The organism is Salimicrobium halophilum, assembly GCF_900100295.1.
Lineage (GTDB): Bacteria > Bacillota > Bacilli > Bacillales > Halobacillaceae > Salimicrobium > Salimicrobium halophilum.
Window position 1 is genome coordinate 82,849 of record NZ_FNEV01000003.1, and the last position, 14,415, is coordinate 97,263.

The 14,415-nt window shown below is 45.4% G+C and carries 10 protein-coding genes; 4 read left to right on the forward strand and 6 right to left on the reverse strand.

The features are described 5' to 3' along the window. On the forward strand, positions 1-693 hold a 693-nt coding region (locus BLQ44_RS06135; RefSeq protein WP_176757445.1), incomplete at its 5' end, for an Ig-like domain-containing protein. Positions 694-769: 76 nt separating this feature from the next. Here the strand turns inward: BLQ44_RS06135 and BLQ44_RS06140 are convergent. From BLQ44_RS06140 to BLQ44_RS06165, 6 genes are all read right to left on the reverse strand, one after another. Beyond that, entirely contained in the window at positions 770-1,141 is a 372-nt protein-coding gene (locus BLQ44_RS06140; RefSeq protein WP_093193006.1) for a hypothetical protein, read from the reverse strand. A gap of 166 nt (positions 1,142-1,307) precedes the next feature. Next, positions 1,308-2,771, reverse strand: a complete 1,464-nt coding sequence (locus BLQ44_RS06145; RefSeq protein ID WP_093193007.1) for a Na+/H+ antiporter NhaC family protein — start codon at positions 2,769-2,771, stop codon at positions 1,308-1,310. Between the two features lies 1 nt (position 2,772). Then, on the reverse strand, positions 2,773-4,209 hold the full coding sequence (locus BLQ44_RS06150) for an O-antigen ligase family protein (RefSeq protein ID WP_093193008.1): 1,437 nt from the start codon (positions 4,207-4,209) through the stop codon (positions 2,773-2,775). Between the two features lie 167 nt (positions 4,210-4,376). After that, entirely contained in the window at positions 4,377-7,064 is a 2,688-nt protein-coding gene (locus tag BLQ44_RS06155) for a phosphodiester glycosidase family protein (protein ID WP_093193009.1), read from the reverse strand. Between the two features lie 199 nt (positions 7,065-7,263). Then, on the reverse strand, positions 7,264-8,847 hold the full coding sequence (locus BLQ44_RS06160; protein ID WP_093193010.1) for a DUF4855 domain-containing protein: 1,584 nt from the start codon (positions 8,845-8,847) through the stop codon (positions 7,264-7,266). Between the two features lie 90 nt (positions 8,848-8,937). Further along, positions 8,938-9,375, reverse strand: coding sequence for an RrF2 family transcriptional regulator (locus tag BLQ44_RS06165; protein ID WP_093193011.1), 438 nt, complete (start codon positions 9,373-9,375; stop codon positions 8,938-8,940). Positions 9,376-9,528: 153 nt separating this feature from the next. Between BLQ44_RS06165 and hmpA the strand changes: the two genes are divergently transcribed. The 3 genes from hmpA (at position 9,529) to BLQ44_RS06180 (ending at position 14,201) form a co-directional block, all read left to right on the forward strand. Next, a complete protein-coding gene (gene hmpA, locus BLQ44_RS06170; RefSeq protein ID WP_093193012.1) occupies positions 9,529-10,716 on the forward strand; it encodes an NO-inducible flavohemoprotein in 1,188 nt (395 codons plus the stop codon). A gap of 350 nt (positions 10,717-11,066) precedes the next feature. After that, positions 11,067-12,443, forward strand: coding sequence for a S8 family peptidase (locus BLQ44_RS06175; protein WP_093193013.1), 1,377 nt, complete (start codon positions 11,067-11,069; stop codon positions 12,441-12,443). Between the two features lie 24 nt (positions 12,444-12,467). Continuing rightward, positions 12,468-14,201, forward strand: a complete 1,734-nt coding sequence (locus BLQ44_RS06180; protein ID WP_093193014.1) for a hypothetical protein — start codon at positions 12,468-12,470, stop codon at positions 14,199-14,201. Positions 14,202-14,415: the final 214 nt, after the last annotated feature.

Genomic DNA, 14,415 nt, shown 5'->3' on the forward strand with positions numbered 1-14,415 from the left:
GCTGACGATGAGGACGATGCCGAAGACGAAGAATCTGATGCTGACGATGAAGACGATTCCGAAGATGAAGAATCTGATGCTGACGATGAGGACGAGGATTCTGTAGTATCTGAAGAAGAGGAAGAACAGGAAGAGGAAGAACTCGACCGTATGGACGATGGAGTCAATAGCCTTTCCGGAAAACTTGGTGCTCAGGAAAACAAACTGGGAGCTGTAGAAAATCAGCTTAGCGCCCTTAAGGATTGGGTCAATAAAAAAATCGGTTCAGAAACGGAGCTTGAGTTCATGACGGAGCTTGAAGAAGAACTCACAGAAAAACGTCAGGACGTCAAAGAATTACAAGAGCTTTTAAAAGAAAATGAGCAAGAAGTGAAAGAAAATGTAGAGCAGGAAGAGAAAAAAGAGATAGATGAAAAAGAAACGACCGATGAACATAAAGCATGGAGTGTTCAATTCAGCACAGCTATGAGCCAGGAAAAAGTCGATGCACTGAACTTCTTCGTGTTCGATAAAAATATGGAACTGGTCAGTGTCGATGCCGTTTATAACGCTGAAGAAGATGTCGTAAATGTTGTTCCGGATCAGCCTTATACTAAAGGAGAGCAATACACGCTTGTAATTGCACAATCCTTTGATCAGCAGGAAAACGTGAACTTGAAACAAGCTGTCCAGATGAACTTTACGATCAAATAAAATAGCAGTTCCAAAAAGGAAGCAGCACCGCACATAGCGCGGTGCTGCTTTCTATTTCGAACTCAAGTTCTAAACATCAGCTGATGTCTTTTTCTACTACTCCTAAACTCAAGAGCAATGTCTTTGCATCATTATTCAAATATCCTCTCGTTTCTGATTTCAAGAAAAGCTTTTCCTTGCCTTTCAGGAACATCTTGAGCGCCCTTACATCGAATCTACGGGCATAGGTATTAACGACTTGAATCTCTCCGATCTCCTCTCTAGTTAAAGATTCTTCCCCTTTTTCTCTCTGATTCAAAATGTGTTCTAAAATTCCCCGTGCATTCCTGCTCAGTTTATGTTTTTGGTCTGTCACTTCGGTCAGATTTACTTCGATATATTTTCTGGCAGAAGAAAAATCAAGTTCTTCCGTCTTCTCATTGATTGTTTCTATTACATTTTTCTTCATTCTCTTCATCCCTTCTACGGTACGAGGTCTTCATTTAAGTATATAATACCACTCCAAAAGTCATTGAAACTCGATATATAAATCAATTTACTCTAACACGGTTCTTATCGACTGATTCCTTATAACTATTTAGTGGAAAAGAAAAATTCCTGTCGATAGACAGGAATTAATCAGGTTTCACTTCTTCTCCATGTTTTCCTTTATAACGGAGTCCCCAACCAGTCCATGCAGCGACGAACATGACAATCAGTAGCCCCCACCCCTGGAATACAAATGGGAAGACCTCTACTGGTGAAACAACGGGAACAAATTCATAGTTCTCCGCTGCACTCTGGATCGTCGTCCAAGCGATGAGTACTCCTGCACTCCACGGGAAGATATAACCAAGTGCCGATGTAACCGTATCAAGGAAATTCGCGCGGCGATAAGGGTGGATATTCATCTCTTCCCCTATTTTCCTTACAAACGGCGCTGCCGCAATCTCAGCAGCTGTATTGATTGTTATGAACATATTGAGGAAAGCGACAATCCCAAACATCGTAAGTTCCGCTCGACGCGCAACGTTTTTGATGATGCCGAGAAAGAAGTCTTTGATTTTATCCATCGTACCTGCCGCTTCCATCAGATGAGCAGCAGCCATGATGAATAGAATCAGAATCGCCATGTTGAAGTATCCACTGATTCCTTCAATCAAAGCACCTTCGATGACAGCATCACCGGATGCATTCTGGTAAATGTGCAGCACGTCCGTCAGTGGAATGTCCATAAACAGAATAAATACAATGACTGCAAGGATTCCCCATGTGAGGGACGTAATCAGATGCTGGCCGCTCAGCGCAAGGTAAAGAACGAGAGCGAACGGGATCAGCATAAGCAGCCCGCTTGCAGTAACTTCATTTTCAAGCTGGTTGATAAGGGCGGCATCTCCCATATCTCCGCCTCCACCTGTGAGGAAAAACAGGATGACGGCAGGAATCGCAGCAGTCACCGAATACTTGAAACGGGATCGTACAACTCCGGGTACATCTGCATCCTGTGTCGTCGCAGAAACGATCGTCGTATCAGACACTGGAGCCAGGTTATCACCGAACACAGCCCCACTCAATATCGCAGCGAGCAGGATGACGGGGTCAGCCCCGAGTACGATACCAGCGGGATACATCAGTATACCGAATGTAGCAACCGTCCCGTACCCGGTACCGACAGCCGTCGAAAATAAAGAAGCCAGAAGGAAGGTGATTGCTACATAAGCTCCTCCCTCAAGACCTGTCTGAAAACCGAACCAGATCAGTCCGTCGACCAGTCCCCCTGCAGATAGCAGTGTTGCAAACATACCAGCCCAGAACCAGGCGATGATGGCAACAATCCCTACCGGTTGTGCCATACCGTTGATAAGCGCTTGTGCGTAATCCGCCCATTTGGACTTTGTGAAAAATAGACCAATGGCGACTCCAATGACGATTCCGAGAATCAGTGCCTGTTCGGTAACCAGATTCGTCAGGCTGAGCGTGATCGCCCATATAATGAAAAAGACGAGGGGGATGGTGGCAGCGAATACCCCGCCACGGAAATCCAGCCGCTTCACTTCGCGGTCCCCTGTCGCTTCATTGATTGTATCCTGATCAGACATCTTACTCCCCTCCTCTATTCAGCAATGGCCATTTCGATTTGAACCTAGTGAACACATAGCCAAACAGCAAGAAATACATCGTAGAGAATGCTTTATCTTCCCATAGATTATACACAAGAGAACTAACGTATACCCCGAGGAGGAGCGCCAGAACCAGTGGTGCTTCTTTCACATCTTTTCTGGCTTTCCACAACACTGTAAGCATTCCAAGGAGGAATACAGCAAAAGCAATTACCCCGAGAACCCCGGTTTGGGCGATGATCTGAATATACTGGTTATCCGAATAAGTATCGCGAGGAATACCGTAATCTTCATACAGCGGAGATACATAGCTTTTCGTAGCGGAATCTCCGAATGTCCCAAACCCTGAGCCGGCTACAGGGTAGTCTCTGAATATCTCAAAACCTTTCATAACGATGAATAGTCTTCCGGAAGTCATACTTAATTCCAACGTACTCCGGTCGAACGTTTCTTTTAACCGGTCAGAATCGGAATCATCTTCAGCCTTACGATCCACCTGTCCGCGATCCGTCGTAGCTACCCAGTCTGCAACGGTATTCGTCGGCAGAACGACAAGAACATAGGCTATAATCATTGCTCCCGCCAGATATGCGATTCCCTTCCAGTGTCTTGTAAGAACAAAGTAGACGACAACTCCTACGCCGATCCCTATAAAGGTTCCACGTGAATAAGTCATGATCCATGCACCAGCCATAAGGACGAGAGCAATACCGATAAGTACTTTGAGAGCTGTCTTATGTTGCTTGAATAACAATCCGACCGTAACAAGCAGACCGAACGTCAGGAAAGTCGCCAGTACGTTCGGGTTGTCCATCAATCCATAAATACGGGAACTGTTCGTCGGAGAAAGGAACCTTTCCACCCACGCTTCCGGCATAAGCAGCGTTCGAGTCGACATCTTTTCGATGATCCCCTGAATACTCAAAAGAAGTGCCGAGAAAAAGGTGACCCACATCAAGCGTGTTTTGTCCCCTTCTTTTACACCGATCAGACGTACGATATAAAAGACGAAGTATGTGATCATAAACGCGCGGACTTGAAATACCAGAGCGACTGGAGAGACTCCCGTCAGGAACCCTGCTCCGAATCCGATTATCAGAAAAGCGAAAAATCCGTATTCAAACGGGTGAAAGGAAAACCAACGTTTCCATTCTTTCCTCGTATCCCACAACACGCGGGCAAGCGCGGCCAGAATCATAAGATCCCCGGTAAGGCGTAATGCCGGCGTCAATTCCTTCAAAAAGGATCGCGTAGCAAAATAGGGAATCAGCGCCAGCAAACTCTCCCGCGGCTTCAAAAACGAGAGTACGACGGCCGCTAACGTTACAGCGTATCCGACCATCGGAACCGGTATAATAACTCCTATCAGAAACAGGGCGACAAATACAAGCACCCATTTGTAATCCATCCATTTCATGTTTAAAACCCTCTCTAAAAAACTTTGCTTCTTCTATCTACTTTTGCAGACGAAACATCAACCTTTCGTCTGCAAAGAAAATACCAGACTTCATTATAAATCATTTAGTCTGTGTTATCAGCAAAAAATTAAGGTCAGGTTCCTTTTCAGGAGACCTGACCCTTCACTTACTGTAAGGCACGGTACAGAAACACACTGAATTCTGTTCGAGTCAACGGTTCAGACGGACGATAAGTCCCATCATTGAACCCCTGGGTGATGTTATTTGCTGCCAGAGCCCTGATCGCATCATAAGCGAAACTGTTACTGTTATTGTCTGAGAAGTACGATTCCCCGTCACTCTCCAGATTGAAAGCCCGTTGCATGATCACTGCCATCTCTGCTCTGGTCAAAAGACCGGTACGATCATAAATCTCACCGCCCTGCTTCCCTTGAATGATTCCGGCTTCGTAGGCAGCTGCGATGTAATCATAAAAACGATAGCTCTCAGGCACATCAGAGAATCCCGGAGACGCCACATCTTCTGTATCAAGATCCAATGCTCTTGTCAGAAGAATTGCCGCCTGCAGGCGATCGAGCGGACGATTCGGCTTGAACGTTCCGTCCGGATACCCACTGATGACACCCTGATTTACAAGGGTCGAAACTTCTGTTTCCGCCCAGAAAGAAAGTCCCGTATCTTTATACGAAGCTTCTTTATAGTCCATATCGTAAATAGCTTTCACATCATCGAGATACACATGACCTTCCTGGGATCCTGAAAGGTTCAGGGAATCTATAGAAATCGGGAGATCCATCGATTCCGGAAGCGTAGCTTCTACGTACTTCCAGCCATTCCAGTTTACATTCTCGGTCAACGTAATCTCGGCTGTTTCTCCGTCTGTATCTTCGAATACCGCAGAAAGCGTTTCTCCCTGAGCATTTCCGAATACGCGGAGACCCAGTTTTTTCACAGGGCCACTGAGGCGATAGTTATCTGCGAAAGAGATTGCAGCTGTACCGTCCGCAGTATCATAACTCCATTTCACGGAATAATTTCCTTCGTAAGAGAACTCTTTCTCTGATAGAGAGAGTGTCGAGTCTGCATCTCCTTCTATGAATTTCAATGTTTCCATATTATGAAGATTACTTGCTTCCCCACCGACTTTCACCGGGATCCTTTTTGTAATATTTCCGTAGGAAGCGACGATTTCACCTTCCGCCGGGTAATTAACAGCCTCAAAAGTCCCATTCTGGATGGATCCGATATCACCTTTGGTAGTCCATTCAATTGAACTTGCTCCGGTAACCACTTCGGAACCGTCCTTGGCTGTAGCACTCACCTGAAGCATTTCAGTCTGCCCGGGAGCTACATTCAAGGCAGAAGGAGCGACGGTGAGCGATTGCAGCTCGTCGACGACCTCAACACCAAACTCCCGAACCGCTTCACGGTAGGTGGCTGTAATCGAACCCTGACCTGTTGTTTGGGCTGTAAACGTGTTCCCGTTAAAGTTCCCTTCGATTCCACTCACGTCGTAATCAAGTTCACTGATATTGAAATCAAGCGGATTCCCATATTCATCCATCACGTAATGAGGGGTAAAAGAAAGGCTGCTTCCTTTCAGCATCTTCTTCGTATGGGACGGAGTGATGACCAAGTTCTCCGCATCGCCTTCAGGTGCAGTCGATACTCCCATCAGAATCGTGGATACGTATCTCTCCTGCCCATCCGACGGACTGTTAGATACAACAACATTCTCTTTGCCGAGCTGACGGATGGCCATAGTTGTCGAACCGCCACCGTCCATATTGAGTGCCGCTTCAGCTCCTAATTCATTTGCGATATAATCCGCAAACTGGGAAAGATTCATCCCGTTGCTGTGGGATTGGCGTCCATCGACGGTGACAAAGTATACTTCTCCTCCGTCCTCATCCACAGCTACTGCCGACCGTGGAGCAACTTCTCTGGCACGGGAGCTTCCCGGATCTATCGAGAGATCCACTCGCCCGTCTTTTACAAGCTGAGGTCCTCCGGCAAGCATGAAGGACGATTCTTCCCATTTCTCATCGATATCCACGGAAAGCTCGATCTCATCACCCATGGCCAAAGGGCGTAAACCTACCAGACCCTGACCGTGAGCAGAAAGGACGAAGCCATTTTCAGGAATCGTAGCCGACTGCGTCGTGCCGTAATCCCGGAAGCCGACAACTTCCGCTTCGATGGTAGAGCCGAATTCAAGATCCATTTCTTCTCCTTCCGTCACTTCAAACACAACTTCTTTTCCGTAAGGGTTCGTTTCTGTTGTGCTTGACGGATTGCTCGGAGTGAACATGATCAGGCTATTGTCCGAACGCTGTTTGTTTGTACTTGTAATTGTATATGTTTCTTCATTGAAATCGAAGGAAAGGTCGAGATCGTAATGGTCGATCATCCCCTCCCCGTTTCTGTCTATACCGAATGCAATCGGTTCATTTACATACTGATCGCGACCGGAAGCCACAATACCTGCATTTACAAGTCGATTCTTATACGAAATCAGATACATAGGCAAAAGATCCGTATTGAAAAATGAACCGTTCATCGCTGAAACTACCTGCCTCTGTGGCTGTATGTATGAATTCGCGTGATCCGATGTCCGCTGTAACCTGTCTAAAGGATTCGGAATACCGACATGAACCTCTGTAAAGGGATCCGTAATATCCATCGTCGAAATCTGCACTGCATCTCCAGAATACCTGTCCTTCGTGAACGTTACTCCGTCACTGATAGATACCGTCGAAGCTTCAGCAACCCCTGTACCAGCAAGCGGGAGAATAGCTAAAACTACAAGCAGCATCCATCGCAACATGACTCTTCTTTGTTGTCTTTCTCTCACACGTTTGTCCTCCTTTGATAATTGACGACTATAATAGACGTTTTTCCTATTAAATTATAAACCTATCTCCAGATAAATCCAATAGGTCGAAAGCCGATTCCTTGAAGATCATTCAGGACTTCATGCATGTGTCCTTATAATGTAGAGGATTCTATCGTCTTCCAGACAAAAAATAGAAGCTGCCTCATAGGGCACGCTTCTATTTCAAGGTTTCATATAATTTTTGGTAAAGCTCCCGATATCCCGGGTAGGAATCTTTGGCTAAACGATAAATTTGCTGGAAATCCTGATACACAAGGGTAGATTGATCGTTCACTTCATAGTTCTCGAGAAAGTCGAGATACCTATTGAAATTATCGACTCCCTCCTCATATTCGGCAGGTTTATGAGAAGGTATTTCTATATTGATATTCGTTCCATACATCTGCACCATTTGCATGATTTCGTGAAGTTTCATAGCAGATGCTTTCCCATGTTCTCTAAAAGCGTTCGGTTGTAAGTATGCGCCGTCAAACCCATATAATTCCCACTCTTTCAGATTAGTGGTTTTCGCATGCGGGGAATAGATGAAAGAATGACCACGAGCTTCTAGCTCCGCACTTACATCCATGACCAGAAGTTCGTCCTCTGCGGAAATGACCGTTTCGTTCGCCCAATAAAAACCTTTAAGTTCAAGGTTGTCGTAACCGGTTTTCTCCCACATACTTTCTGCTTTCTTCACATACCAGTCTACCCAGGATGCCCTGGCAGTTCTCGTGTTCGTGATGCGTTCATTGTTTTCTCCTATGATAACCCCCTCATCTTTCGGATAAGGAATCATCAGGTACACCTCTCTCGATTCGCCCAATGCACCGGCTGCCCGGTTAAGAGAACCCAGCATGGAAGTTGAGAATGCCTGATTCAGAAACACCTGCCAATCCCTATAGTTCAGGTCATTCGAATCCTCTTCCAAATATCCTTTCTGAGCATCGTTGTATCGATCCAGGACGATAAATGTATCGAAGAAATCGCCGGCGTAGCTTCCATCCTCTTCCTGATAGTTGATGTAAGGCTTCAATTGCTCCGGCGTGTAGTTCCCTTCATATAATAAGACACCTTCATCAAAAGGAGCAGAAACTTGTGCCAGAGCTCCCGCTTTCATATCAGGACGCACAATCGCACCTTCCTGATCAGAGGCAGCATCAATGGCTTCCTGACGAGTTTCGAATGTTCCCGCAGATTTTCCTTCCTTGAACACTTCATATTCAAAAGGTGTCTGGAAAACTCGCGTCATAAACGTAGCAAATTGTGCACGATTCACCGGAACTTCCGGCTTGAATTCTCCATCGCCGTATCCTTGAGTAATAGCGAACGTATTCATGGCATCCACATACTTGTAATAAGGGTGTTTTTCAGATACATCGGGAAAATGGCTGTGAGCGTTGCCTTCGATGTTGTAAGCTTTAGCCAGCGCACGAGCCATGTCTTTCCTTTTCAACGCTTCATATGGACGGAATGCGGAATACGGTTCGTGAAATAAATTTTCATCCAATACGGCGCGGACCGGGTCTCCCTCATAACCGAGAGCCCGCTTCAGCATAATAGCTGCCTGTTTTCTCGTTATGTATGCCCTCGGCTTGAAATCTCCTGTACTATATCCATTGATGATCCCTTTTCCTGATAGGAACTCGATTTCATCATGAGCCCAGTGATGGAAATCTACATCCGTAAAAGATTCTTTCGCAGATACCGGACCAGTGCCAAGCAATATCCCGGTCAGTACCAGCATAATTATTTTTTTCATATCTATCCCCCCTCCACTATTTATCGTATGAAAGATGTAAAAATGAAGACATCCCGCTTCAAATAATCATCAAAAAAGGATCGACTATAATCAGTCGATCCCCATCAAATCTTTCAGTTCATCTTTGTTTTCAAGGATATCTGCTAGTGTATAAGCATCCAGGACCCTCAAGAATTCACGAAGGGCCTTCCCGACGACGCGCTTCAGCTTACAGGCGGGTGAAATGACACAATAATCCGTTTCACAGCTGAAACACTCGAACATCTGAAAATCATCTTCCATCAAGCGTACGACAGCGCCGATATTTATATCTTCCGGATCTTTGGCGAGACGGATCCCTCCACTTCTCCCGCGTACCGTTTCAACATAGCCTTCCTTTTGAAGTTCATGCACGATTTTTGCAAGGTGGTTCAAAGATATATGGAAAACTTCGGAGATTTCCTTCTTGCTGGAGAGTTCCTCCCCCGGTTTCGATGCTGTATAAATGAGCACGCGTAAGGCGTAATCGGTATATTTTTTCAGTCGCATGGCACATTCCTCATTTTTTCTTCATTTTATCATATCCGCCATTTAAGCGTTAACAAAATAGTCATAAAAGATGTATTTTGAATATTGCTTTTATAATGACCATCCTCTACCATTAAATATACATTGAAAATATATCTTTTAGGAGGATATGTCATGACTACAACAGTTACAAGCAAATTGGATGAAAGAACAAGGGATATTGTAAAATCTACCGTTCCGGTTCTTGCGGAACACGGCGAAGCGATTACGACACATTTTTATAAAAGGTTACTCGAAGACCATCCTGAATTGAAAAACGTCTTCAACATGACTCACCAGAAAGAAGGGAAACAACCGAGAGCTCTGGCCAATGCAGTCAATGCGGCAGCTCAGAACATCGATGATTTGACCGCGATCGCTCCGGCAGCGGACACGATTGCAGAGAAACATGTCAGCCTCAACATTCAGCCTGAGCATTATCCGATTGTCGGCGAATACCTTCTGAAGGCTATCAAAGAAGTCCTCGGAGATGCTGTGAATGAAGAAGTTCTTGAAGCCTGGGGAGCAGCTTACGGGGAAATCGCTGATGTATTCATTGGAATGGAAGAGAAGAAATACGAAGCAAGTGCCTGGACTGGCTACAGAAACTTCACCGTTGAAAAAAAAGTAAAAGAAAGTGAAGAAATCACTTCCTTTTACCTTCAACCGGAAGATGGCGGGAGTATCCCTTTCTATCGTCCCGGGCAATATATCGGATTGAAAGCTGATATTCCGGACTATCCCCATACCCAACTTCGTCAGTACAGTCTGTCCGACGAACCTGGAAAAGGATATTTACGGATCAGTGTAAAACGGGAAGATGGAACGGACGAACTTCCGGCTGGCCTCGTATCCACCTGGTTACACAAGGATGTTCAGGAAGGGGACGTGCTTCCGGTCAGTGCCCCGGCCGGTGATTTCTACCTGGACGAATCCAGTAACCGCCCGATCGTTCTGCTCAGTGGTGGCGTCGGACTTACTCCTTTGATGAGTATGTACAACAAAGTTCGGAATGAAAAAGAAGTGTATTTCATCCATGCTGCCAGAAACGGAGGCGTACACGGATTGAAAGAGGAAATGGCCGGGAAACAGTCCTACGTCGTTTATGAAACACCATCAGAAGAAGACAAAACGCTGGGTGTTTATTACAAAGCGGGATATGTAGACCTCGACTGGCTCCGCACTGTCGTACCGAAAGATGCGGATTTCTACTTCTGTGGTCCGGAAGGGTTCATGCGTGCCGTGAACGGAGCCCTTCATGAATGGGGAGTCCCTGCAGGACAGATCAACTATGAATTCTTCGGACCAAAAGGAACGCTGTAATAGAAAATTGGAGAGACATCGTCCCCGGGACGATGTCTTTTTTTGATGATGCGTTTTCCGGAACGTCTATACCTGTTTCACGGTGCTGAGCGGTTCATTTCTTTTGAATTGAACCATTAAGCACTAGTGAAAACTCGTCGAACTGTCCGTTTACATATTAATGGACCGTTCACACTTGTTGCGTGGTGCCGAACGGTTCATTTCTTTCGTAATGGACCCTTCACCGCCGACATGACCCTCCCACAAATTCACAGAATGTCGCCGCTTTTCCTACGACGAAATCCCTATTTCTACTCAGTTGTTCTTTGCCGATAATAGAAGGAACATCCAAGAGAAGGGAGACAACTTTGATGAGAATTTCATTGTTATTATTCATCTATTTTTTACTTATACCTGCTCACCTTATGGCAGAAGAGACCATCCATATGCCCGAGGATCCTGGGGATAACCCCCAAAACCTCCCCGCTGATGCGGAATATCTGTCGGAACTTAATATGTGGATCACTTCTGAGAAAGCTTCACAAAGCGACGTCATCTCTGAAGAAAGTGTGACCCGCAGACATTCAGATATTGCCTTGAATGATCCCTATACATATCGGCAATGGCCGTTGGATACCTACTCCTTTGAAGAAGCCTTTCCTTATGAGAAAGAAGCTTCCAACACCGTAACAGTAGCTGTGATCGACAGCGGTGTTTCTGCCGTTCATCCGGACCTCAAAGGAAAAGTGAGGTCTGACGGCTATAATTTCATCGACGACAATACGAACACTAGAGATACGAATGGCCATGGGACCCGTGTAGCAGGAGTGATCGCTGCCAACTCAGGCAACGGCATCGGAGTCACTGGCTATACCGGAAATTATGACATAGATATTCTCCCCATTAAAATTATGGATAAAGAAGGGAAAGGAACAAGCTCTGATATCATCCGGGCCGTAAATTTCGCTCTTGAAAACAATGCGGATATCCTTCATCTGAGTCTCGGGTCGGATACATATTCGAGGGCCGAAGAAAGGACGATGGAACTCGCGGCGGATCAAGGGGCAATCGTAATCGCTTCAGCGGGAAACGAAGGAAATTCTTCCCGCATGTACCCCGCTTCCCATGACTCCGTTTTTTCTGTCGGGTCGCTGAACGACAACCTTACCCATTCTGATTTTTCTAATTACAACTCTTCAGTCGATTTTGCAGCTCCGGGCGAATACATTTTTACAACCGATCCCGGTGGCACCTACAGTTATCAGAGCGGTACTTCTTTTTCCGCGCCTTTGTTCACGAGCATCGCTGCTATGGTTGCAAGCATCGATCCCGACCTTTCCATGGAAGAGGTAGAAGATATCATGAAGGAGGCAGCCGTTGATCTCGGGACCCCCGGCAAAGATGTCTACTACGGCTATGGCACTGTATTTCCCGCAGTTGCTGTAAGAGAAGCACTCTTCGAACGTTTCAGCGAAGCGATGACAGTAGAAGAAGATAAAACATGGACAGTAACGTTCAACCAACCCGTCGCCCCCTCTTCTTTGGAAGGGAATGTTTATGTCACGGATCAAAAGGGTAATAAGGAGAGGATTAGTATCTCCTATGCGGATGAATTCATACGAGTGGCTCCTCCCTTTTTCGGCTATGAACGAAACCGATCGTACACTCTTTACGTAGAAGATGATATACGGACGGAAAGCGGAGAAACCATCAATACGGCCGTTCAACAAGAGTTTGTTATCCGCTAAGAATAATAAGAATGAGGTGAATGAATGAACTGGAGAATTACAGCTATTATTCTATTTCTATTTCTTTCGTTTCCGGTAATCATCAACGCTGAGGATACGTGGAGTGTCACCCCTGACAAAACCTGGACGATCGATTTCAACAAAAATATGGATACGGATCGCCAGCCTTTTCTCGAAGCAGCCCGGGAGCATGTTTACGTCAAGGACTCTGAAGGTTACGAGCATCCCGTGAACATTTCCGTACCTGACCTCGACCGTCTCAAAGTAGCACCTCAGGAGAGTTATACAGTAGGAGAGTCTTACACACTAGTCGTACAAAAAACACTCCGGGACAGCAACGGACGTGAATTGGTCAGTCGTGCTTCCAGAACTTTTGATGTACATCCATATGGAGAGCACCTTGGATCTTTCACATCGGATAAACCCTTACCTTCATACGCCAAAAACACGACGATTGATGCACTCCACTCCCTTCCTTACTGGGAATGGGTGGAAAAGGACCGTACTTACCTGAAACAGGAGATTTCAAAGCAACAGCTCTTTGGAGAGATGGAACAACTGCAGGAAGAACTCGAAGAAGTTAGCAGTAATTATCTTGAAGTCAATGGCTTTCATTTTTACACTTCAGCTATCCATTCCAAATTGGATGCCCTGAAACGTGCTATGAAAGCAAGATATAACCTGCTTTACTTCAACCAGTATAACTATCCGGCTACTTCGGTGACGTATAACGAAGAACAAGCTACTCTGGAAGCGGATGATAGGAACGAAGGCTCTTTTGAGGTGGATAGAAAAATATACAATGCATTGCTGGACTACCCATATGATACGTCCTACACGGATAACATCACGGTAGTAAGCACTCCTTTCACTTTTGAAGGAATCAATGGCTTCGCCAAAAGTTCGGACAGTACAATTTATCTCTCTGCTCTTCAGGAGGATCCGGTGAAAACCTTTTATCACGAGCTTGGACATATGTTCGATTACTTTTTCGAACCGCCAAGACAGAGATACGAAGAGATACGTAATTACTCCTCCTTTGATGATACCTACGAGAACTCTTACACAGAGAGCTTCGCCGAAGACTTCAAAGTCGTCCGCTATCCTTATGAAGGAGTCCTTGCAAACCTGAATGACATAGGAACACCAAAGGAAGAGACAAGGGTAGAACTGGAATCCTTTTTCAAAGAACAGGAACAAAAGGAAGATCCGGAAGTACCTTCCCTTCTCATCAACGGCACCCCTATTTACAGCGACATTCAGGTGGCACAATCGGAAACGGTGACGTTCTCCGGAGAGAATTTATACGGAAGTATCCAGGTAGAAACACCAGCGGGTGAACAGGACAGTGTGGAATTAGGAGATACCTTCACCTTTTCAGAGGAAGGTGTTTATACATTCAGTACACCTATCGGGAAGGTTCTCTTCCTTTTTGACAAGGACGGTGTCTGGTCGCCAAACGAAGAAGGACCCCTCCAACGCGTTACAATGGGGCAACTCACTGGTGAAGTTTATGAATGGGCATCAGCTCTCGAGTTTGAGCCGGGAATCTTCAAATATAATCGTGACTATTCTATCTTAATGATTAATGCTGGGTATTATCAGCCGTTTCAGATAACGGATAAAACGATCACTTCAGACGAAATCAGACTGGAACTGGCAAAAGGACAAGAAGATTATTATATTTTTGCTCTACCTGAATCGATGCAGGATAAATCGGTGATTATCGAAAACAATTTCCTCAATATCCCAGGTTAGTACTATCAGGGATAACAGACCTCTCAGCAAAGTTTCCTGAAATTTTAACAACGAGCTTTCTCTAACTGAAGAGAAGTTCGTTGTTATTTTTTCTTCCTTCTCTCCTTTTATCAGTCAAATCACTATCATTATGTAGTAATACGTAGTTATCCTTCGCATTTCAAACAAAACTGCTTAATTTTCTTCTCTAACCTGTTGATAAGCTAGATTTTAC